Annotated in this window: 22 protein-coding genes; 17 read left to right on the forward strand and 5 right to left on the reverse strand. The window is 71.6% G+C overall.

Features of this window, described 5'->3' with window-relative positions; translation table 11 throughout:
• Nucleotides 1-56 precede the first annotated feature (56 nt).
• From leuC to ACFFRH_RS31390, 4 genes are all read left to right on the forward strand, one after another.
• A complete protein-coding gene (leuC, locus tag ACFFRH_RS31375; protein WP_386161160.1) occupies nucleotides 57-1,433 on the forward strand; it encodes a 3-isopropylmalate dehydratase large subunit in 1,377 nt (458 codons plus the stop codon).
• 12 nt (nucleotides 1,434-1,445) lie between these two features.
• The gene (gene leuD / locus ACFFRH_RS31380) at nucleotides 1,446-2,033 is read left to right on the forward strand and encodes a 3-isopropylmalate dehydratase small subunit (protein WP_344749093.1); all 588 of its coding nucleotides are present in this window, start codon (nucleotides 1,446-1,448) and stop codon (nucleotides 2,031-2,033) included.
• Nucleotides 2,012-2,266 carry an SCO5555 family protein gene (locus ACFFRH_RS31385; protein ID WP_344749092.1) on the forward strand — a complete coding sequence of 85 codons (255 nt, stop codon included), beginning with the start codon at nucleotides 2,012-2,014 and terminating at the stop codon, nucleotides 2,264-2,266. The genes leuD and ACFFRH_RS31385 overlap by 22 nt, the downstream gene beginning before the upstream one ends.
• A gap of 163 nt (nucleotides 2,267-2,429) precedes the next feature.
• Complete coding sequence (locus ACFFRH_RS31390) at nucleotides 2,430-2,729, forward strand: HU family DNA-binding protein (RefSeq protein WP_344749091.1); 300 nt, start codon at nucleotides 2,430-2,432, stop codon at nucleotides 2,727-2,729.
• Between the two features lie 147 nt (nucleotides 2,730-2,876).
• Here ACFFRH_RS31390 and ACFFRH_RS31395 read toward each other — a convergent pair whose 3' ends face one another.
• A complete protein-coding gene (locus ACFFRH_RS31395) occupies nucleotides 2,877-3,080 on the reverse strand; it encodes a hypothetical protein (RefSeq protein ID WP_344749090.1) in 204 nt (67 codons plus the stop codon).
• A gap of 53 nt (nucleotides 3,081-3,133) precedes the next feature.
• A complete protein-coding gene (gene cofC, locus ACFFRH_RS31400) occupies nucleotides 3,134-3,934 on the reverse strand; it encodes a 2-phospho-L-lactate guanylyltransferase (RefSeq protein WP_386161161.1) in 801 nt (266 codons plus the stop codon).
• Nucleotides 3,935-4,013: 79 nt separating this feature from the next.
• Between cofC and ACFFRH_RS31405 the strand changes: the two genes are divergently transcribed.
• The 4 genes from ACFFRH_RS31405 to ACFFRH_RS31420 all read left to right on the forward strand — a co-directional run bounded on the left by ACFFRH_RS31405 (nucleotide 4,014) and on the right by ACFFRH_RS31420 (nucleotide 8,427).
• Nucleotides 4,014-4,736, forward strand: coding sequence for a lysophospholipid acyltransferase family protein (locus ACFFRH_RS31405; RefSeq protein ID WP_344749088.1), 723 nt, complete (start codon nucleotides 4,014-4,016; stop codon nucleotides 4,734-4,736).
• Between the two features lie 277 nt (nucleotides 4,737-5,013).
• Complete coding sequence (locus ACFFRH_RS31410) at nucleotides 5,014-6,024, forward strand: NAD(P)H-dependent glycerol-3-phosphate dehydrogenase (protein WP_344749087.1); 1,011 nt, start codon at nucleotides 5,014-5,016, stop codon at nucleotides 6,022-6,024.
• A gap of 16 nt (nucleotides 6,025-6,040) precedes the next feature.
• Nucleotides 6,041-7,267 carry a trans-sulfuration enzyme family protein gene (locus tag ACFFRH_RS31415; RefSeq protein WP_344749086.1) on the forward strand — a complete coding sequence of 409 codons (1,227 nt, stop codon included), beginning with the start codon at nucleotides 6,041-6,043 and terminating at the stop codon, nucleotides 7,265-7,267.
• Nucleotides 7,268-7,317: 50 nt separating this feature from the next.
• Nucleotides 7,318-8,427, forward strand: a complete 1,110-nt coding sequence (locus tag ACFFRH_RS31420) for a D-alanine--D-alanine ligase family protein (protein ID WP_344749085.1) — start codon at nucleotides 7,318-7,320, stop codon at nucleotides 8,425-8,427.
• 58 nt (nucleotides 8,428-8,485) lie between these two features.
• Here the strand turns inward: ACFFRH_RS31420 and ACFFRH_RS31425 are convergent, their stop codons facing one another.
• Nucleotides 8,486-8,932, reverse strand: a complete 447-nt coding sequence (locus ACFFRH_RS31425) for a DUF3515 family protein (RefSeq protein WP_344749084.1) — start codon at nucleotides 8,930-8,932, stop codon at nucleotides 8,486-8,488.
• 96 nt (nucleotides 8,933-9,028) lie between these two features.
• Nucleotides 9,029-9,262: an Lrp/AsnC family transcriptional regulator gene (locus tag ACFFRH_RS31430; RefSeq protein WP_344749082.1), complete on the reverse strand. Its 234-nt coding sequence runs from the start codon at nucleotides 9,260-9,262 to the stop codon at nucleotides 9,029-9,031.
• A 51-nt stretch (nucleotides 9,263-9,313) separates the two neighbouring features.
• Between ACFFRH_RS31430 and ACFFRH_RS31435 the strand changes: the two genes are divergently transcribed.
• The 3 genes from ACFFRH_RS31435 (at nucleotide 9,314) to thiD (ending at nucleotide 12,578) form a co-directional block, all read left to right on the forward strand.
• The gene (locus ACFFRH_RS31435) at nucleotides 9,314-10,270 is read left to right on the forward strand and encodes a thiamine-phosphate kinase (protein ID WP_344749081.1); all 957 of its coding nucleotides are present in this window, start codon (nucleotides 9,314-9,316) and stop codon (nucleotides 10,268-10,270) included.
• A gap of 225 nt (nucleotides 10,271-10,495) precedes the next feature.
• Nucleotides 10,496-11,458 (forward strand): hypothetical protein, encoded by a 963-nt coding sequence (locus ACFFRH_RS31440; RefSeq protein WP_344749079.1) that lies wholly within the window; start codon nucleotides 10,496-10,498, stop codon nucleotides 11,456-11,458.
• A gap of 310 nt (nucleotides 11,459-11,768) precedes the next feature.
• Nucleotides 11,769-12,578: a bifunctional hydroxymethylpyrimidine kinase/phosphomethylpyrimidine kinase gene (gene thiD / locus ACFFRH_RS31445; protein ID WP_386161162.1), complete on the forward strand. Its 810-nt coding sequence runs from the start codon at nucleotides 11,769-11,771 to the stop codon at nucleotides 12,576-12,578.
• 284 nt (nucleotides 12,579-12,862) lie between these two features.
• Here thiD and rpmB read toward each other — a convergent pair whose 3' ends face one another.
• Entirely contained in the window at nucleotides 12,863-13,048 is a 186-nt protein-coding gene (gene rpmB, locus ACFFRH_RS31450; RefSeq protein ID WP_012894387.1) for a 50S ribosomal protein L28, read from the reverse strand.
• A 306-nt stretch (nucleotides 13,049-13,354) separates the two neighbouring features.
• Here rpmB and ACFFRH_RS31455 point away from each other — a divergent pair, with 306 nt between their 5' ends.
• From ACFFRH_RS31455 to rpmF, 6 genes are all read left to right on the forward strand, one after another.
• Complete coding sequence (locus tag ACFFRH_RS31455; RefSeq protein ID WP_344748155.1) at nucleotides 13,355-14,941, forward strand: fatty acid kinase ATP-binding subunit FakA; 1,587 nt, start codon at nucleotides 13,355-13,357, stop codon at nucleotides 14,939-14,941.
• Nucleotides 14,942-15,009: 68 nt separating this feature from the next.
• Complete coding sequence (gene recG / locus ACFFRH_RS31460; RefSeq protein ID WP_344748156.1) at nucleotides 15,010-17,181, forward strand: ATP-dependent DNA helicase RecG; 2,172 nt, start codon at nucleotides 15,010-15,012, stop codon at nucleotides 17,179-17,181.
• Between the two features lie 528 nt (nucleotides 17,182-17,709).
• Nucleotides 17,710-18,315: a 16S rRNA (guanine(966)-N(2))-methyltransferase RsmD gene (gene rsmD, locus ACFFRH_RS31465; protein ID WP_344748158.1), complete on the forward strand. Its 606-nt coding sequence runs from the start codon at nucleotides 17,710-17,712 to the stop codon at nucleotides 18,313-18,315.
• Nucleotides 18,316-18,330: 15 nt separating this feature from the next.
• Nucleotides 18,331-18,807 (forward strand): pantetheine-phosphate adenylyltransferase, encoded by a 477-nt coding sequence (gene coaD, locus ACFFRH_RS31470; RefSeq protein WP_344748159.1) that lies wholly within the window; start codon nucleotides 18,331-18,333, stop codon nucleotides 18,805-18,807.
• Between the two features lie 66 nt (nucleotides 18,808-18,873).
• Nucleotides 18,874-19,425, forward strand: coding sequence for a YceD family protein (locus ACFFRH_RS31475; protein WP_344748160.1), 552 nt, complete (start codon nucleotides 18,874-18,876; stop codon nucleotides 19,423-19,425).
• Nucleotide 19,426: 1 nt separating this feature from the next.
• The gene (rpmF, locus tag ACFFRH_RS31480) at nucleotides 19,427-19,606 is read left to right on the forward strand and encodes a 50S ribosomal protein L32 (protein ID WP_012894381.1); all 180 of its coding nucleotides are present in this window, start codon (nucleotides 19,427-19,429) and stop codon (nucleotides 19,604-19,606) included.
• Nucleotides 19,607-19,664: the final 58 nt, after the last annotated feature.

Consider the following 19,664-nt stretch of genomic DNA (forward strand, 5'->3'; position numbering starts at 1 on the left):
GTCTCGACATATGAGAAAGCAAGTGGGAGTGGGACAGCCGATCGCAAGGAGGCGACATGGGCCGCACGCTCGCGGAGAAGGTATGGGAGCAGCACGTCGTGCGACGTGCCGAAGGAGAACCCGACCTGCTCTACATCGACCTGCACCTCATTCACGAGGTCACGAGCCCGCAGGCGTTCGACGGCCTGCGCCTGGCCAACCGCCCCATCCGGCGCCCCGAGCTCACCATCGCCACCGAGGACCACAACGTCCCGACCGTACGCGGGCCCATCGACGACCCGGTGTCGCGGGTGCAGGTCGAGACGCTGCGCAAGAACTGCGCGGAGTTCGGTGTCCGGCTCCATCCGATGGGCGACGCGGGGCAGGGCGTGGTCCACATCATCGGCCCGCAGTTCGGCCTGACCCAGCCCGGCATGACGATCGTGTGTGGTGATTCTCACACCTCCACCCACGGCGCCTTCGGCGGCATCGCGTTCGGCATCGGCACCTCCGAGGTCGAGCACGTGCTGGCCACCCAGACGCTGCCCGCCTACCGGCCCAAGACGATGGCCATCGAGGTCTCCGGCGAGCTGCCGCCCGGCGTCACGGCCAAGGACCTGATCCTGGCGATCATCGCCAAGATCGGCACCGGCGGCGGCCAGGGATACATCGTCGAGTACCGCGGCGAGGCCATCCGCAAGCTCTCCATGGAGGGCCGGATGACCGTCTGCAACATGTCCATCGAGGCGGGCGCCCGCGCGGGCATGATCGCTCCGGACGAGACCACCTTCGAGTACCTCAAGGGCCGTCCCCACGCGCCGTCCGGCGCCGACTGGGACGCCGCGGTCGCGTACTGGAAGTCGCTGGTGACCGACGAGGACGCCGCCTTCGACACCGTCGTGGAGATCGACGCCACGACGCTGACCCCGTTCGTCACCTGGGGCACCAACCCCGGCCAGGGTGCCCCGCTGGGGACGTCCGTGCCGCGTCCCGAGGACACCGACGACCCGGCCGCCGCCGCCCGCGCCCTGGAGTACATGGGCCTGACGGCGGGCACCCCGCTCCGCGAGGTCCAGGTCGACACGGTCTTCGTGGGCTCCTGCACCAACGGGCGCCTGGAGGACCTGCGCGCCGCGGCCGACGTGCTGCGCGGGCGCCGGGTCGTCACGCGGACGCTGATCGTGCCCGGCTCGATGCTGGTCAAGCTCCAGGCCGAGCAGGAGGGGCTGCACGAGGTCTTCAAGGAGGCGGGCGCCGAATGGCGTGAGGCCGGCTGTTCCATGTGCCTGGGCATGAACCCCGACACCCTCGCCCCCGGCGAGCGCAGCGCCTCGACCTCCAACCGCAACTTCGAGGGACGCCAGGGCAAGGGCGGCCGTACGCACCTCGTGTCCCCGCAGGTCGCCGCCGCGACCGCCGTCACCGGCAAACTCACCGCGCCCGCCGACCTGTAAGGAGTCCTCGCGATGGAAGCGTTCGTCACCCACACCGGCCGGGCCGTGCCGCTGCGCCGCAGCAACGTCGACACCGACCAGATCATCCCCGCCGTCTGGCTCAAGCAGGTCAGCCGGACCGGTTTCGAGAAGGGCCTGTTCTCGGCCTGGCGCGAGGACCCCGGCTTCGTGCTGAACAACCCCGCCCACGAGGGCGCCACGATCCTGCTCGCCGGACCTGACTTCGGCACCGGCTCCTCCCGCGAGCACGCGGTCTGGGCCCTGCAGCAGTACGGTTTCCGCGTCGTGATCGCGGCCCGCTTCGGGGATATCTTCCGTAATAACTCCACCAAGATGGGTCTGCTCCCGGTCGTCCTGCCGGGCGAGATCGTCGACGCCCTGCAGGCCGCGGTGGAGGCGGACCCCACCCTGGAGATCACCGTCGACCTGGAAGAACGCCAGGTCCGCTGGGGTGCCGAGGTCGTCGGGTTCGAGATCGACGACTACACGCGCTGGCGGCTCATGGAGGGCCTGGACGACATCGGGCTGACCCTGCGCAACGCCGACGCCATAGGGGCATACGAGAATGGTCGGCAGCCATGGCTGCCGACGACCGTCTGACGAGTTCAGAACACGAGCTGGCGTGGCGGTTGCGCGAGGCGCACCGCCACGTCCGGTCTCTGCCCGTCCCCGCCGAGGAGAGAAAACGTCTCGCCCGGCGTCTTCTGGCCATCTGCGATTTGGCCAAACGCGACCTCGAACACGCCGCCGGGCGTCTTGATTTGTTCCTTCTCAGTATTGATGTCGTGGTTTCAGATACGCCAAGCACTGGAAACATTGCGGAAGGTGATTGAGTCATACGGCTCCGTCCCCTAATTTCAAGCGGGCAAGGGGTTTCTCATCGTGATCGTTGATGAGAGATCTGTGATGAGACCCCTCGCCGTGACAAATCGGGTGAGACGGGTTTTCTGCCTCGTGACCCACTCCCGGACATCGGTAAGCAGGGGGAGCAACCTTATGAACAAAAAGGAACTCGTCGACGCCATCGCGGATCGGGTGGGCGACAAGAAGACGGCCACCGAGGCCGTGAACGCGGTGCTCGACGCCATCCAGACCGCCGTCGCGAGTGGCGACAAGGTCTCGATCACGGGGTTCGGTGCTTTCGAGATGGTGCACAAGCCGGCCCGCACCGCCCGCAACCCTTCGACGGGGGCCGAGATTCGCGTCGCCGAGAGCTGGGGGCCGAAGTTCCGGCCGGGCTCCGACTTCAAGGAACTCGTCAACACCGGCGGCAAGAAGGCGTCCAAGAAGAAGTAGGCCTCGGGCACAGGCGCCCGGACTCCCGCCACGGGAGGCCGGGCGTCCGGCTTTCCCGGCGCCCTGGCCCGGCGAGGACCTCCGAAGGGACTTCTCTGGGAACGGGCGAGGCCGTCTAGCGGGGAACCGGCGAACGGGGAAGGCCGTCTATCCGGGAACGGGGAAGGTCGAGAGGGTGACGTAGGTGACGTCGTCGCCGTCCATGACGATGTTGACCCGCTGGCCGGACCTGAGCAGCCGCAGCGGCCCCGCGTCGAACGCCGCCGCCTCGAACGGGATCTCGGTCCCGTCGTCCAGGAAGACCGACCCCGACCGGGTCGCCGGGTCGAAGATGCGCACCGTCGCCTGCACCCGCCCAGCCTAACTCCCGTCCGGGCGCCCGTCCCCCGCCCGCGGCGCCCGCCTCATTCGGGATCCGTCCCCCGAGCGCCGTCCCCGCCTCGTTCGCGGTCCGCCCCCCGGGCGCCGTCCCGATCCTCCGGAACTCGCCCCCCGCCCAGGCCCGCCCCGCCCAGGCCCGCCCCGCCCGGGTCCACCTCGTCCAGGTCCGCCCTGTCCGGGCTCGACGCCGAGATCCTTCTCGCCATCGCCAGCGTGCGGGGGCCGACGCCGAGGGTCAGTGCCAGGCGCAGGTCGTCCGGGGTGTCCACGTCGCGGCGGACCGACTCCACCCCCTCCACGCAGAGCTCCTTGGCGCCGCGCCGCAGGTGCCGGTCCCGCGACTCGCCGCCGAACCCCGGCGTGAACGGCACTCCCGGCCGTACGCCGTAGAAGGTCGTGCCGATCTCGGCGGCGTCGGGCAGGAACATCTGGCCGAACTCCGCGGCGGCGGCCAGCACGCGGGCCAGTTCCGCCGGGCGGAGGGCGGGGAGGTCGGCCTGGAGGGCGCCGACGGGTGCCTCGGGCGCCAGCCGCACCGCCTCGCGGGCGCCGTGCCGCAGGGCGGCGTTCAGCCCCTCCTCCGGGTCGCCGACCACGTGCGCGCCGACCTCGCCGAGCGCCTTCGCGGCCACCGGGTCGCCCGTCACCACGACCACCCGCGCGACGAGCGCGCAGCTCAGCGCCGCCTCGACGGTGTCGCAGGCGATCGCCACGGCCAGCGCGGCCCGGTGCGGGCCCGCCGCGGCCGACAGCCTGGTCTTGGCGGCGACCAGCGTCTTGACCGGGACGACGAGGGTCCAGCCGGGGCTCTCCGAAGCAGACATAGCCTTAAGCATCGCGCCTCGACATCCCTGGGAGCCAACCGGGAGACTTGGGGCGCATCCCGCTCATATGGAGGAGCCCATGAGACGCCCCGGATGGCCTTCGCGATTCTGGGTGGCCTTCGCCGTCGCGATCGTCAAGCCGATCTCGTGGCTCCTGGTCAAGAAGGACTGGCGTCACAGCGACCGTCTCCCCAGGTCGGGCGGGATCATCATGGTGACCAACCACCTGTCGTGGCTGGACCCGATTCTCGTCGCGCACTTCCTGTACAACCACGGCCGCTGGCCGGTGATCCTCGCCAAGTCGGGTCTCTTCTCGGTGCCGCTGGTCGGCTCCCTGGTGAGGGCGCTGCAGGCCATCCCGGTCTACCGGGGAAGCACCGACGCGGCGCGCTCGCTGGAGGAGTCGCGGCGAAGGCTCGCCGCCGGGGCGTGCGTGATGTTCTACCCGGAGGGCACCTGCACCCGCGACCCGGACTTCTGGCCGATGGAGGGCAAGACCGGCGCGGCGAGGCTCGCGCTGGCCACCGGCGCGACGGTGATCCCCGTCGCCCACTGGGGAGCCCAGGAGATCCTGCCGTACGGAGCCAGGAGGCCCCGCCTGCTGCCGCGCAAGACCTTCCACGTGCAGACGGGGCCGCCGGTCGACCTGTCGAAGTACGCGGGGCACGAGGGAGAGCCCGTCTCCGCCGACGTCCTGCGCGAGGCGACCGCCGACATCATGGCGGCCATCACGGCCCAGCTGGCCGAGATCCGCGGGGAGAAGGCCCCCGAGACGCCGTTCAAGCGACCGTCCGACAACTGACTTCGGCGTACGGTGTTGACATCCTCCCCTCCCCGAAGGGAGGGGATTCCCACGGTCGCCCGTGAGAGTTCCTGATTCACCGCCGGTCGCCCGCCAGGAGAAATCCCTTGAGGTTCCACAGCAGTTCCACAGGCGTCCCGCCCCTCCGCCGGCCAGGCGGAGAGGACGTCGCCGCTCACCCCCGCGGTGGTCCGGTCGCCGCCACCGCCGGACGCGGCACCGCGCCGCGTTCCCTTCCCCGCCCGGAGGCGGGGGTTCCCAGGCCCGAGGAGAACCGATGACCAAGGCGGCCGTGTTCGGCACGGGTTCGTGGGGGACGACCTTCGGCATGATCCTCGCCGGGGCGGGCACCCGGACGACGCTGTGGGGACGCAAGCCGGAGATCGTCGAGGCGATCGACCGGCGGCACGAGAACCCCGACTACCTGCCGGGCGCGGTGCTGCCCGAGACGCTGCGCGCCACCACCGACCCCGCCGAGGCCCTCGACGGCGCCGACTTCGTGGTGCTCGCCGTGCCCTCCCAGACCCTGAGGGAGAACCTGACCCGCTGGAAGCCGCACCTGCCGCCCGACGCGGTGCTGGTCAGCCTGATGAAGGGCATCGAGCTGGGCACCACCAAGCGGATGAGCGAGGTGATCTGCGAGGTCGCCGAGGTGCCCCAGGAGCGGGTCGCGGTGGTGTCGGGCCCGAACCTGGCCGGTGAGATCGTCCGGGGCCAGCCGGCCGCCACCGTGGTCGCCTGCGCGGACGAGCGGGCGATGGAGCGCCTGCAGGCGGCCTGCTACCTGCCGCCCTGGTTCCGCCCGTACACCAACCCCGACGTCATCGGGGTCGAGCTCGGCGGGGCCGTGAAGAACGTGATCGCCCTGGCGGTCGGCATCTCGGCCGGGATGGGGCTCGGCGACAACGTCGGGGCGATGCTGATGACGCGCGGGCTCGCCGAGATCTCCCGGCTGGGCGCGGCGCTCGGCGCCGACCCGCACACCTTCGCGGGCCTCGCGGGTATGGGCGATCTGGTGGCGACCTGTGTGTCCCCATTGTCGCGGAACCGTACTTTCGGGGAGAATCTTGGGCGAGGTATGACGCTGGACGAGGTCATCGCCGCGACGAAACAGACCGCCGAGGGGGTCAAATCCTGCGAGTCGGTGCTCGAACTGGCCAGAAAGCACGACGTGGAGATGCCGATCACCGAGGTGGTGGTGGCCGTCGTCCACGACGCGATGCCCCCCAGCGAGGCCGGGGTGCTCCTGATGTCGCGGACTCCCAAGGCGGAACGGTACGGCCTGTGAACGGACAGCGTGGTCGATGAACAGACGGATGCGCAGGCGCAAGGGCGAGAACACCCGGTCGGTGCACCTGCCCGCTCCCGAGACGCCCCGGCAGCCACCTCTCGGCCTCCCCGTGTGGCGCAGTTCCGCGTGGGGCTTCGCTGACTCCGCCGAGTATGCCGAGGTGTTCGACGAGAAGAGCTCCGGCTACGCGTACGGCCGGATCGACAACCCCACCACCGCCGCCTTCGCCGCGGCGGTGGCCTCCCTGGAGGGCGCGGCGGCGCCCGAGGACGTGGCGGGGCAGGCGTTCGCCTCGGGGATGGCCGCCGTCAACGCCGTCCTGATGACGTTCCTGCGCGCGGGCGCGCACATCGTGGCTCCCACGCCGTTGTACGGCGGGACCCACTCGCTGATCACGAACGTGCTGGCCAGGTTCGGGGTCGGCGCGGACTTCGTCGGCTACGGCGAGCTGTCCAGGGTGCAGGCGGCGATCAAACCCAACACGAAGATCATCTATGCGGAGACGCTGTCCAACCCCACCATGGCCGTCTCCGACATCCGGGGCCTCTACCGGATCGCCCGCACCGCGGGGGCGCTCCTGGTGGTCGACTCCACCTTCGCCACCCCGATCGTGTGCCGTCCCCTCGAACACGGCGCCGACCTGGTGGTCCACTCCGCGACCAAGTACCTCGGCGGCCACGACGACTGCGCCGGGGGCGTGGCGGTCGGCCGCCCCGACCTGATCGCCCAGCTGCGCGAGGTCAGGATCGACACCGGGGGCACCCTCTCTCCCGACGACGCGTTCCTGCTGCGCCGGGGGCTGGAGACCCTGCCGCTGCGGGTCCGCCGGATGTGCTCCACCGCGATGGTCTTCGCCGCCGCCGTGGCCAAGCATCCCGCCGTACGCCGGGTCGACTACCCGGGGCTGCCGGGACACCCCGGCCACCAGCTCGCCAGGCACCTGTTCGACTCCGGTCCCGAGGGTACGAGATACGGCGCCTGCGTGACGGTCACCCCGCGCGGGGGCTACGACGCGGGGGTGGCCCTGGCCGACGCGCTCAAGCTCGTCTCGATCGCCACCTCCGCCGGGGGAACCCGTACCAAGGCCGCGCACGTGGCCTCGGCCACCCATCGGCGGCTCGGTGAGGAACCGGGGATCGACGCGGGGGCGGTGAGGTTCTCCGTCGGGCTGGAGGACGCCGAGGATCTCATCATGGACGTCACCAAGGCCCTCGACTCACTACCCGCATCGGGTAGATAGGCGCGTCTAACAGCCAGATTGCCCCCTAACAGGGGGTACATTCGGTCATCATGAGTGAGCAGCACGAACCTCTACCGAGGGTCGCCGTCGTCTTCGGCGGTCGCAATTCCGAGCACGCCGTCTCCATTCTCGGGGCGGGAAGCGTGCTGGAGGCCATCGACAGATCCAAGTACGAGGTGGTCCCCATCGGGATCGCCACGGACGGCCGATGGGTGCTCGCCTCGGGGGAGCAACGGTACGGGATCGAGAGCGGTGAACTGCCCGCCGTCGACGCGGCGGGCGCGACGCTGGCGCTGGCGTCCGGCGGCGGTTCGCTGGTGGCGTACGACCCCGGCAGCATCCCCGTCGAGCTCGGCCAGGTCGACGTCGTCTTCCCCGTGATGCACGGCCCCTTCGCCGAGGACGGCACGATCCAGGGACTGCTGGAGATGGCCGGGGTCCGCTACGTCGGCTCCGGAGTGCTGGCCAGCTCGGTCGGCATGGACAAGTCGTACATGAAGCTGGTCCTCGCCGCCGCGGGCCTGCCCGTCGGCCCGTACGTCACGATCCGCGACCGCGACTGGCGGACCGACCGCGGCCGGGTCCTCAAGGAGGTCCAGGAGCTCGGCTGGCCGGTCTTCGTCAAGCCCGCGCGCGCCGGGTCCAGCCAGGGCATCTCCAAGGCCGCCACCCTGGAGGAGCTGGAGCGGGCCATCGAGTTCGCCCGCGAGCACGACCCCAAGGTGCTGGTCGAGGCCGCCGTCACGGGCCGCGAGATCGAGTGCGCGGTGCTGGAGTCGCCGGGCGACGAGGCGCCCAGGGCGAGCCTGCCCGGCGAGGTGCTGGTCCACGGAGACCACGAGTTCTTCGACTTCGAGGCCAAGTACATCGGAAGCGACATGTCCCTGTCCGTGCCCGCCGACATCCCCCAGGAGACGGTCGAGCAGCTGCGGGCGATGGCCGTCCGCGCCTTCGAGGCGCTGGGCTGCGAGGGCCTGTCCAGGGTCGACTTCTTCTACACCCCCGACGGACGGCTGATCGTCAACGAGATCAACACCATGCCGGGCTTCACCGCGATGTCGGTGGCGCCGCAGCTGTGGGCCGCCACCGGGGTGCCCTACGCCGAGCTGGTCGACCGGCTGATCCAGCTCGCGCTCGGACGCTCACCCGGCCTGCGGTAGGGCGCTCCCGAGGGGGGCGCCGAGCCGGTCTGCGGCGGGGTGCTCCCGGCCCGGACGCTCAGCCGGTCTGCGGCAGGGCGCTCTTGATGGGGGCCGCGAGATCGACCAGCACGTTCTGCGGGACGTGCTCCCGCGCGATCGTCACCTCGACGTAGGCCTCCCTGCCGATCGCGGTGAACAGCGTCGGCCTGGCCGGGTCGGCGTACCACGCCACCCCGTCGATCTCGGGCACCTGGTCGGTCGGTGACATCGTCACCGGTCGCGGCACCCCGCAGCGCAGGGCGATGCGCGCCTCCCCCCACACGGCGACGTAGGGGGAGGCGGGCGTGGACTCCGTACGGTCCGCGCCGTCGAGTTTCCCCGGGAGCCGCTCGGCGAGCACCCGGCACGCGGCGGCGGCGGGCCCCTCGGGGACCGGTGGCTCGACCCGGACGGCGCCGCCGCATCCCGCCAGGATCAGCAGGGAGCAGGCGCCCCCCGCCAGGCGGGCGAACCGCAGTGGCATGTCACGTTCCAGACGATCGGATGCGGATTCGAGGACCCGCGTGCGAGTCCTGCCCCGGACTCGCACGCGGGCTCACGTATGGCCTCGTGGGTGGCCTCAGATGTGCACGATGGGACACGTCAGCGTGCGCGTGATCCCCTCCACACCCTGGATCTGCGCCACCACGAGCTTCCCCAGCTCGTCGACGTTGCGGGCCTCGGCGCGCACGATCACGTCGTACGGTCCGGTGACGTCCTCGGCCTGCGTGACACCCGAGATGCCGGAGATCGCCGAAGCCACGTTCGCGGCCTTGCCGACCTCGGTCTGGATGAGGATATAGGCCTGCACCATAACGACCTCCCGGGCGATTGGATCAGTGCCGAAGGGCCACCGTACCCTGTGATGAACAGGAGGTGTGTCATCACAGTCGGAGATCTCGGCGAATTCGGGGTTGTTGCACGTATTGCCGGACGTTTGCCGCAAGGTGGGGCCGTACTGCTCGGCCCCGGGGACGACGCCGCGGTGGTGAGCGCTCCCGACGGGCGGGTCGTCGTGACGACTGACCTGTTGATTGAGGGTAGGCACTTCCGGCGCGATTGGTCCAGTGGCTACGACATCGGCCGCAAGGCCGCGGCGCAGAACCTCTCCGACGTCATGGCGATGGGGGCCGTCCCCACCGGCCTCGTGGTCGGTCTCGGGATGCCCGCCGACGCCACCACCGGCTGGCTGGACGAGCTCACCGACGGCTTCCGCGACGAGTGCGACCTCGTCGGCGCCAGCGTGGTGGGCGGCGACATCACCCGCTGCGACCTCGTCGTGGTCTCCGTGACCGCTCTGGGCGACCTGGGCGGCCGGCCGCCCGTCACGCGGTCGGGAGCCCGCCCCGGTGACGTGGTCGCCTTCGCGGGCCGTCTCGGGCACGCCGCCGCCGGGCTCGCACTGCTTCGCGCGGGCCTGGCCGGGCCGGTGGAGCTGATCGACGCCCACCGCTGCCCGCGCCCTCCCTACGCGCGCGGCCCGGAGGCCGCCGGGCTCGGTGCGACGGCGATGCTCGACGTGAGCGACGGCCTGCTCCAGGATCTCGGCCACGTGGCCGAGGCGGCCGGGGTCGCGCTCGTCCTCGACCCGGAGGCGTTCACCACCCCACCGGCGATGCGGGAGGCCGCCCGGCTGCTCGGCGTCGATCCGCTGGACTGGGTGCTCTCCGGCGGCGACGACCACGCGCTCGCCGCGACCTTCCCGGTCCACGTACGGCTCCCGGAGGGCTGGAACGTGGTGGGCCACGTCATCGAGGGGGAAGGTGTGCAGGTCAAGGGCCTTTCGCTCGACCGCGGAGGCTGGGACCACTTCCGGGAGTGATCCTTACCACTTCCTGCGACATCTGTGAAAATTGCGACAAACGTTTATCTAACTGGTATGAAGATGGGCGGTCGAGATTCCCTTCGAGAAAGGGGCCATATGGGCCGCCACGGTGGAAACGGGGACGAGGCTTCCCCGAACCGGGGTAAACGTGAGCCGGAGTCCGCTCCGGAACCAGGTTGGAGGGACGAGCCGATCGGGCGCCGGCTCCGTCCCGAGGAGTCGGTGGCCACCGAGACCCGGACGGGCTTCCTGGGATCGGGATGGAGCTCGAAGTCCGAGCTGTCCGACTCGTCCGATGCTTCCACCACGTTCGACCCATGGCCCGAGGACGAGGAGCGATCCGGCGGGCGGATCAGGAAGACGGTGCTGATCGTCGCCGCCGTGGCCGTGGTGCTCGGCGGGACCGTGATCGGCGTCCGGGCGCTCACCGGCTCCGGGAGCCCCGTCGACTGCCCGCCCGCCGGTTGCGTCGCGGCGGCGTCGAACCAGCCGGTGCCGGAGGCCGACACCGGCGACGAGCCCGTCTCGGAGGAGCCCTCTGAGGAACCGCCGCCGGAGGACGAGCCCTCGGAGGCCGGCGACAAGACGCCCAAGCCGGGTGACGGAAGGGCGAGATCCACACCGGCCCCCGAACGCACCTCCACACGCGGCGGAGGCGGGGGCACCTCCACGCCCCGGCCCACCCCGACGCGGAAGGCCACCCGCGCGCCGGTGGACACCGACGAGCCGTCGCCTTCCGACGAGCCGGCCGACGATCCCTCGCCCAGCCTCACCCAGGAGCCTCTCGTCGTCGGTGACCGGACGCCGCCCCCCGGGGAGCCCCTGAGCAGCACCGGCCCCGATCCCGTGCCCAGCGAGACGACCTCCAGCGCCTTCCCGCTCGCCGGGGGCGCCGCGATCACGGTCGGCGCGGACATCGTGCGGGACAGATCGCGGAGCTACACCGTCGAGCTCGTGGTCGCCGCGAGCGAGAGCGTCGAGCGTCTCAAGGTGAGCGTGCCGGTCAGCGGAGAGGTCACCTCGGTGAACGGGGCCGACTGGGAACAGGTCGGCGACAAACTGCTGATCGAGTCACCGGAGGGCCTGGGGGCCGACGAGGAGCTCGTCGTCACCTTCACCGCGAGCGGTGAGGCGGAGATCCCGCGGAGCTGCCAGAGCGACCAGGGAGAGTGCGCCGTCGCCTGACCGGGGCCTCATCACCACGACAGAGCCGGCCGAACCGCTCAGGCCCTGCTCAGGCCCTGCTCAAGCCCTGCTCAAGGCCCCGCTCGGGCCCCGCTCCGGTCCTGGTCAGGTCCCGGCCGGGGACCGGCCGCGAAGCCGTTCCGATCCGGAGGAACGGGGCAGGCGGCCGTCCCGATCCGGTGGGAACGGGGCCGCTCCGGTCGACGGGAGGGAAAGCGTTCCGGCCCACGGGAGCGGGGCGGGAGACCCGGCGTCCGGGGACGGCGGGAAGCCGGGGGAGCGCGTCGCGGGTCGGGGAGGGGCTGGTTGGATGGGGGCCATGACCGTTTCGACCCCCCCTCGCGTGCTGACCGTCGCCGGCTCCGACTCCGGAGGCGGGGCGGGTATACAGGCCGATCTGAAGACCATGCTCGCCCTCGGCGTGCACGGCATGAGTGTGATCGCCGCGGTGACCGCGCAGAACTCGGTCGGCGTGCAGGGCTACTGGGAACTTCCCCCGGAGGCGGTACGGGCCCAGCTCGACTCGGTGCTCGGTGACATCGGGGCCCAGGCGGTCAAGACCGGCATGCTCGCCTCACCGGTGCTGGTGGAGACGGTGGCCGAGGTCCTGGCGGGGCTGGACGTGCCCGTCGTGGTCGATCCCGTCGGGGTCTCCAAGCACGGCGACGCGCTCCTCGCCCCCGAGGCGGTGGAGACGGTGAAGACGCGCCTGCTGCCCACCGCCACGGTGGTCACCCCCAACCTGTGGGAGGTCCTGCAGCTCACCGGGGTGAAGGTCGAGGACGAGCCCGACCTGCGCCGGGCCGCGGACGCCATCCTGGAACTCGGGCCCGCGTGGGCGCTCGTCAAGGGCGGCCACCTGCCGGGGGCCCCGGTCGACCTGCTGACCGACGGCACGCGGGAGTTCCGCTTCACCGCGGAGCGCCACGACAACCGGCACACCCACGGCACGGGCTGCACCCTGGCCTCCGCGATCGCCTCCCACCTCGCCCTCGGCGAGGACGTCCCGTCCGCCGTGGAGAAGGCGAAGGCGTACGTCACCGGCGCGATCGCGCACGGTTTCCCCCTGGGGGCGGGCATCGGCCCCGTGGACCACGCCTGGCGCCTGCGCGCCTCCTGAGCCGTGCTTCTTGAACCGCGCCTTTCGAACCGCGCCTCCTGAGCCGCGCGTCCGGGGCCGTGCCTCCCGGACGCGACGGTCCCCCGAAGGGGACGGCCTCCCGAACCGCCTTTCCCGGACGGGACGAAGGGGGGAGGGGGCTTTTCGGGAACGGGCGGGACGAAGGAGGGGCGAGGGCCCTCAGGGAACGGGCGGGGCGAGGGGCCGCCGGGAACGAAGGCCCGCCGGGAACGGCGAAGCCCGCCGCCCCATCGACCGGGACGGCGGGCTTCGCGGAGGTCTGGCTAGCGGGTGACCTTGCCGGCCTTGATGCAGGAGGTGCACACGTTCAGCCGCTTCGGCGTGCCGTTCACCACTGCGCGCACGGGCTGGATGTTCGGGTTCCAGCGGCGGCGGGTGCGGCGGTGCGAGTGGGAGACGTTGTTGCCGAAGGTCGGCTTCTTAGCGCAAACGTCGCAGACGGAAGCCACGGTTCGCTCCTTTAATCAGTCGAGAGGCTCGATCCGCCGCACTGGCGGCGGTCATCGGGCACGCCGGGACGACCGGCTGGCCACACGAGGATATCCGATGTCCGGCCCTGCACGCGAACGCGAGCCGCCGTGAACGGCCGAACGGGGATAATCTCCGGAGGCAACCGTAGCGCATTCCGGGACACGTCACGGCGGATCTCCCCGGTGAGCGAACCGGGGAGCCGACCGGGAGGTGCCCGGAGGCCGGTGAGGACGTCCGGCGGGCGCGAGCAGGAGCCGGGGAGCACGGGGAGCAGGAGGGCAGGAATGCTGCAGGTTCTCGACCCGCTCGCGGTGCGCAGATGGTCGCGGCTGGCCGCCGAGACGCTGGGGAAGGCGCGCGAGGAGATCGACGCGCTCAACGTCTTCCCCGTGCCCGACGGCGACACCGGCACCAACCTGCACCTGACCATGCTCTCCGCCGCCGAGGCGCTCGACGGGCTGCCCGACGACGCCGGGGCCGAGGCCACCTGGCGGGCGTTCGCGCAGGGGGCGCTGCTCGGCGCCCGGGGCAACTCGGGAGTGATCGTCAGCCAGGCGCTGCGCGGCCTCGCCGAGGTGCTCAGGGAGGCCGAGGGACGCGGCGCCGATCTCGGGAGGGGCCTGGTCAGAGCCGCCGAGCTCGCCCGCGCCGCGGTGTCCAGGCCGGTCGAGGGCACGATCCTGAGCGTCCTGGCGGCCGTGGCCGCGGCGGTGCGCGACGGGCGGGAGGATCTCGCCTCGGTCGCGAGGCGGGCGGCGGGGGAGGCGCGCTCCGCGCTCCGCCGCACCACGGAGCAGCTCGACGTGCTCGCCCGGGGCGGGGTGGTCGACGCGGGCGGGGCGGGCCTGACGATCATCCTGGAGAGCCTCGCCGCCGTCGTCACCGACTCCTACACCGGCCGGGTGGACATCCCCGCCCCGGCACACCGGATCGTCCCGGAGCCCCCCGGGGAGGCCCGGGAGAGCGGGGAGGGACCCGGCTACGAGGTCATGTACCTGCTGGACGCCGGGGAGGAGGAGGTCGCCGCGCTGCGCGGGGAGCTCGACGCGCTCGGCGACTCGCTGGTGGTCGTGGGCGGGGACGGCCTGTGGAACGTCCACGTCCACGTGGACGACGCGGGCGCGGCGATCGAGGCGGCGATGAGGCGGGGCCGCCCTCACCGGATCAGGGTGACGTACCTGGTCGGCTCGGGCAGGACCCACCCGGTGGCGCGGGGGCGGGGGGTGGTGGCCGTGGCCGCGGGGCCCGCGCTGGCGGCGGTGTTCGAGGAGGCGGGAGCCGTGGTCGTCCGGCGCGAGCCCGGCTCCAGCCCTCCGCTGGCGGCGGTGCTCGCCGCCGTCCGCGAGGCCGGGTCAGAGGTCGTGGTCCTGCCCAACGACAGCGACACGCGCGAGGTCGCGGCCGCCGCCGCGGAGATCGCGCGGGAGGAGGGCCTGGTGGTCGGCGTCATCCCGACCAGGGCCTCGGTGCAGGGCCTGTCGGCGCTGGCCGTCCACGACCCGCTGCGCCGCTTCGACGACGACGTGGTCGCCATGACCGAGGCCGCCGCGCACACCCGCCACGGCCACGTGTGGGTGGCCGACCGCGAGGTCATGACGAGCGCGGGCCTGACCGCCCCCGGTGACGTCCTGGGGGTCGTCGACGGCGACGCCGCGCTGATCGGCACGGACCTGGCGGCGACCGCGCTGGAGGTCGTACGCCGCATGGTCTCCTCCAGCAGCGAGCTGGTGACCCTCCTGGAGGGCGCGGACGCCCCCGAGGGGCTCGCCCGCGCCGTACAGGACCATCTGGCCGGGACCAGGCCGGACGTCGAGGTGGTCAGGTACGAGGGCGGCCAGGGCGGCTACCCGCTGCTGATCGGGGTGGAGTGAGCCGGTGCCGGGCGCCGGGTACGCCGTGGCTGGTGAAATCTGTCGCCCGGGCACGGTAGAAAACGGGGGTGACGAGCTTCGACGAGCCGCTGGCGAAGGCGCTTGACCCCAAGACGGCCAAGCTGCTGGAGAGCGTTCTCGACCTGCGCACCGTCGGCGACCTGCTGCGGCACTACCCGCGGCGCTACGCCGAGCGGGGCGAGCTGACCGACCTCGACGACCTGCGGGTCGACGACCACGTCACCGTGGTCGGCGAGGTCACGAGGGCGATGCGCAGGCCGATGCGCAACAAGGGCGGCACCTGGCTGGAGGTCGAGGTCGTCGACGCCCGGGGCAGCAAGATCTACCTGTCGTTCTTCGGGAAGACGTCCCACATCGCCGAGACGCGGCTGAAGCCGGGCAGGCGCGGCATGTTCGCCGGGAAGGTCGGCGCCTTCGGCCAGGGCGAGAAACGCAAGTGGCAGCTCTCCCACCCCGAGTTCGAGATGATCGAGGAGAGCGAGACGGGCGCCGAGGAGTTCGCCGCCGCGCTCGTGCCGATCTACCCCGCGGGCAAGGACGTGACGCCCTGGGCCATCCGCAGGGCGCTGGGCGTCGTCCTCGACACGATGGGCGAGCTCGACGACCCGCTCCCCGCGGAGCTGCGCGCCCGCCACCGGCTCCCCGGCCTCTCCGACGCGCTGCTGGCGATCCACCGCCCCCGCGACCACGCCGACGTGGCCAGGGCGCGCAAGCGGCTCAGGTTCGACGAGGCGTTCCTGCTCCAGGCGGTGCTGCTGCAGCGCCGGATGGCCGCGGCCTCCTGGCCCGCCACGCCCAGGCCGGCGACCTCCGGCGGGCTGCTCACCGACTTCGACGGGCGGCTGCCGTTCGAGCTCACCGAGGGGCAGCGCGACGTGGGCGAGGAGATCGCGGCGGACCTGGCGCTGCCCCACCCCATGCACCGGCTGCTCCAGGGCGAGGTCGGCGCGGGCAAGACCATCGTCGCGCTGCGGGCGATGCTCCAGGTGGTCGACGCCGGGGGACAGGCCGTGCTGCTCGCCCCCACCGAGGTGCTCGCCCAGCAGCACCACCGGTCGATCTCGGCCATGCTTGGAGACCTGGCCACCGGCGGCATGTTCGGCGGCACCGCGGTCGCCCTGCTGACCGGCTCGCTGGGCGCCGCGGCCCGCCGCTCGGCGATGCTCGACGCGGCCTCGGGCGCGGCGGGCATCGTCGTCGGCACCCACGCGGTCCTGCAGGAGCGTGTCCAGTTCGCCGACCTCGGCCTGGTCGTGGTCGACGAGCAGCACCGGTTCGGCGTCGAGCAGCGTGACGCGCTCCGCGAGAAGGCCGGGGGCGGCCGCCCGCACGTGCTCGTCATGACCGCCACGCCCATCCCCCGCACCGTCGCCATGACGGTCTTCGGCGACCTCACGGTCTCCACGCTCTCCCAGCTGCCCTCGGGCCGTGCCCCGATCACCACGCACGTGGTCCCCGCCGCGGAGAAGCCGCACTTCCTCGACCGGGCCTGGACGCGATTGCGCGAGGAGATCGAGCTGGGCCGCCAGGCCTACGTCGTGTGCCCGCGCATCGGCGACCTGGAGGGCGACGAGGGCGACATGTCGAAGGCCGACGACGAGCGCAGGCCGCCGCTGGCGGTGCTCGACGTGGCCGAGACGCTCGCGCAGGGGCCGCTGCACGGCCTCCGCACGGAGGTGCTCCACGGCAAGCTCCCGCCGGAGGAGAAGGAGGCGGTGATGAAGGCCTTCACCAGGGGGGAGATCGACGTGCTGGTGGCGACCACGGTCATCGAGGTCGGCGTCGACGTCCCCAACTCCTCGGTCATGGTCATCATGGACGCCGACCGGTTCGGCGTCTCCCAGCTCCACCAGCTTCGCGGGCGGGTCGGGCGCGGCGGGCTGCCCGGCCTGTGCCTGCTGGTGACCGACTCCCCGGGCGGTACGCCGGCGAGGGCGCGGCTCGACGCCGTGGCGGCCACCCTGGACGGCTTCGAGCTGTCCCGTGTCGACCTGGAGCAGCGCAGGGAGGGTGATGTGCTCGGGGTGGCCCAGTCGGGGCGCAGATCGTCGCTGAAGATGCTCAGGCTCCTCCGTGACGAGGACGTCATCCACGCCGCGCGCCTGGACGCCGAGGCGATGCTGGAGGCGGACCCCGAGCTGGCGGGGCATCCCGTGCTCCGCGCGGAGATCGACAGGCTTCTCGCGGACGAGCGCGCCGAATACCTGGAGAAGACCTGACGGCCGGAGACCACGGGGTGTCCGGGGTGTCCGCGGCGCGGGTTCGCCCACCGGTCGCGGGACGCCCGGCGGCGAGGCCGGTTCACGACGTCCGGCCGCGGTGCCCGGTGGAGATGCCCTGCGGTCCCCCCGCGGTGCCTGGCCGGCTCGAACGGGGAGGCTCGGACGGGAGGTCGGTCCCGGTGCCCAACTGCGGGGACGGCCTCCCCCCGAATGCCGTCCCCGCTTGGGCCCACTCCCGGGTCAGGTGCCGAGAGCACCGGCGTGCGGAAGGGCTCACGATCACGCCGGTCGGCCTCCCCCTGGGTCACTTGGAGGCCGCAGGAATCATCATGCAAGGGACCGGCACCGGACGGAACGACCCTTACGCTTTCGTCGCCACTCCTTGCCCACTCTTGACCTAGATCACCTACCAGGACCCTTTTGACCTGCGGTTATGTGATGCGTCGCGACACGCCGGTGGTGTGTACGGCCCCCTCGGGGCGGGAGCGTGAACGGCGGCGGGAACGGCACTGAGAGGATGGCCGGGTGAGCCGAGTCATCGCGGGAAGCGCAGGGGGACGGCGGCTGGCCGTGCCGCCGGGACGGGGGACACGCCCCACCAGCGACCGGGCCAGGGAGGGGATCTTCTCCACCGTGGGGTCGCTGATCGGCCCGCTGGAGGGGTGCCGGGTGCTGGACCTCTACGCGGGTTCCGGGGCACTCGGGCTGGAGGCGCTCTCCCGGGGGGCGGATCACGCGCTTCTCGTGGAGTCCGACCCCAGGGCGATCCGGACGATCAGGCAGAACGTCACCTCGCTGGGACTTCCGGGGGCCGAGGTCGCCGCCGACAAGGTGGAGCGGCTGCTGGCCAGGGGCCCGGGAGGCGCCGGGAACCCCCCAGCCGCCCAGGACGCGGAAAGGCCGTACGACCTCGTCCTCGCCGACCCGCCGTACGCGCTGGGCGCCGAGGAGGTGGAGGCGGTGCTCGGGCTGCTGCGCGACCGGGGCTGGCTGGCCGAGGACGCGCTGGTCGCCGTGGAGCGGGAGAGCAGGGGGAAGGATCTGGTCTGGCCCCCGGGGTACGAAGAGGAGAGGGTCCGTCGTTACGGCGAAGCGTCCGTTTGGTACGGTCGCGCCGCCGGGAATCCTTAGAGCAGGGGGTCCGCCTTGCGTCGCGTTGTCTGTCCGGGATCGTTCGATCCCGTCACGAACGGTCATCTGGACATCATCGGCCGGGCTTCCCGGCAGTACGACGAGGTCGTCGTGGCCGTACTGATCAATATCGAGAAGAAGAGCCTGTTCACGGTGGAGGAGCGCATCCAGACGCTCCAGACGGTCACCAAGGAGTACGGGAACGTCCGCGTGGACAAGTTCCACGGCCTCCTGGTCGACTACTGCAAACAGCAGGAGATCCCCGCCATCGTGAAGGGCCTGCGCGCGGTCAGCGACTTCGACTACGAACTCCAGATGGCGCAGCTCAACTACCGGATGTCCGGGGTGGAGACCCTGTTCATGGCCACCGGCCCCGAGGTCTCCTTCCTGTCGTCCAGCCGTATCAAGGAGATCGTCAAGTACGGCGGGAGCGTGGCCGGGCTCGTCCCTGATCTTGTGCAGGAACTCCTGGTCGAACGGCTCAGGGGCTAGGCCCTGCTATTCTCTTATTTCGGCCTTGCACGACGGCGATGATGCGCCATGCCTAATGAGAGCGGAATGACTCAGCACCTTGACCCCCGAGCCCCATGGGTGATCTCGACCCATGACCTGGGGCGGCGACCGGGGTCGATGCGCCGGATGAATCTCGCTCTCCCGGCACCGGCGGACATCGGCGTCGACATGATCGGCGTCCCCAAGGACGCCGACGTCGAGCTGGACATCCGGCTTGAGGCGGTCATGGAGGGTGTGCTCGTCACGGGCACTGCGCAGGCCCCACTGCGGGGGGAGTGCGCACGCTGCCTGGAACCGGTCATCTCACTAACCGAGGTGGACTTCCAGGAGCTGTTCTTCTACTCGGCAGAGGATGCTGCCGAGAGTGACTCGCTTCTCGACGGTGAGCTTCTCGACCTCGAGCCCGTGTTTCGCGACGCGGTGGTGCTCACACTGCCGTTGAGCCCGGTCTGCAGTGAAGACTGCACCGGACTCTGCGTGGAGTGCGGGGTCAGGCTGGCGGATGCCGAGCCTGGCCACGGCCACGAGGTGGTCGACGCCCGCTGGGCGAAGTTGCAAGGTCTGATTCCGGAACATAACAACGATCAGGAGAGCTGACGTGGCTGTCCCCAAGCGCAAGATGTCGCGGAGCAATACTCGCTCCCGCAGGTCGCAGTGGAAGGCCGCCGCGGTTTCGCTCGTGAGCTGCCCCCAGTGCCGCTCGCCGAAGCGTCCGCACGTGGCGTGTCCGACCTGCGGCACTTACAACCGCCGTCAGGTGATCGAGCCCTCCGCCTGATCGCATTCTGACCGACGGATGCCGGCCGGGTCCTCCACGGGCCCCGGTCGGCGTCACC

Source organism: Streptosporangium vulgare (assembly GCF_042428775.1).
GTDB classification, from domain to species: domain Bacteria; phylum Actinomycetota; class Actinomycetes; order Streptosporangiales; family Streptosporangiaceae; genus Streptosporangium; species Streptosporangium vulgare.

Bases quoted from the DNA above. Each gene is read 5' to 3' on its own strand.
- ACFFRH_RS31420 (WP_344749085.1), top strand. From the start codon at position 7,318: ATGAGTGAGCAGCACGAACCTCTACCGAGGGTCGCCGTCGTCTTCGGC.
- thiD (WP_386161162.1), top strand. From the start codon at position 11,769: ATGGGGGCCATGACCGTTTCGACCCCCCCTCGCGTGCTGACCGTCGCC.
- ACFFRH_RS31385 (WP_344749092.1), top strand. From the start codon at position 2,012: ATGGCTGCCGACGACCGTCTGACGAGTTCAGAACACGAGCTGGCGTGG.
- ACFFRH_RS31405 (WP_344749088.1), top strand. From the start codon at position 4,014: ATGAGACGCCCCGGATGGCCTTCGCGATTCTGGGTGGCCTTCGCCGTC.
- ACFFRH_RS31425 (WP_344749084.1), bottom strand. From the start codon at position 8,932: ATGCCACTGCGGTTCGCCCGCCTGGCGGGGGGCGCCTGCTCCCTGCTG.
- ACFFRH_RS31435 (WP_344749081.1), top strand. From the start codon at position 9,314: ATGAACAGGAGGTGTGTCATCACAGTCGGAGATCTCGGCGAATTCGGG.
- ACFFRH_RS31475 (WP_344748160.1), top strand. From the start codon at position 18,874: ATGACTCAGCACCTTGACCCCCGAGCCCCATGGGTGATCTCGACCCAT.
- leuC (WP_386161160.1), top strand. From the start codon at position 57: ATGGGCCGCACGCTCGCGGAGAAGGTATGGGAGCAGCACGTCGTGCGA.
- cofC (WP_386161161.1), bottom strand. From the start codon at position 3,934: ATGTCTGCTTCGGAGAGCCCCGGCTGGACCCTCGTCGTCCCGGTCAAG.
- ACFFRH_RS31410 (WP_344749087.1), top strand. From the start codon at position 5,014: ATGACCAAGGCGGCCGTGTTCGGCACGGGTTCGTGGGGGACGACCTTC.
- ACFFRH_RS31430 (WP_344749082.1), bottom strand. From the start codon at position 9,262: ATGGTGCAGGCCTATATCCTCATCCAGACCGAGGTCGGCAAGGCCGCG.
- ACFFRH_RS31415 (WP_344749086.1), top strand. From the start codon at position 6,041: ATGAACAGACGGATGCGCAGGCGCAAGGGCGAGAACACCCGGTCGGTG.
- ACFFRH_RS31455 (WP_344748155.1), top strand. From the start codon at position 13,355: ATGCTGCAGGTTCTCGACCCGCTCGCGGTGCGCAGATGGTCGCGGCTG.
- leuD (WP_344749093.1), top strand. From the start codon at position 1,446: ATGGAAGCGTTCGTCACCCACACCGGCCGGGCCGTGCCGCTGCGCCGC.
- ACFFRH_RS31390 (WP_344749091.1), top strand. From the start codon at position 2,430: ATGAACAAAAAGGAACTCGTCGACGCCATCGCGGATCGGGTGGGCGAC.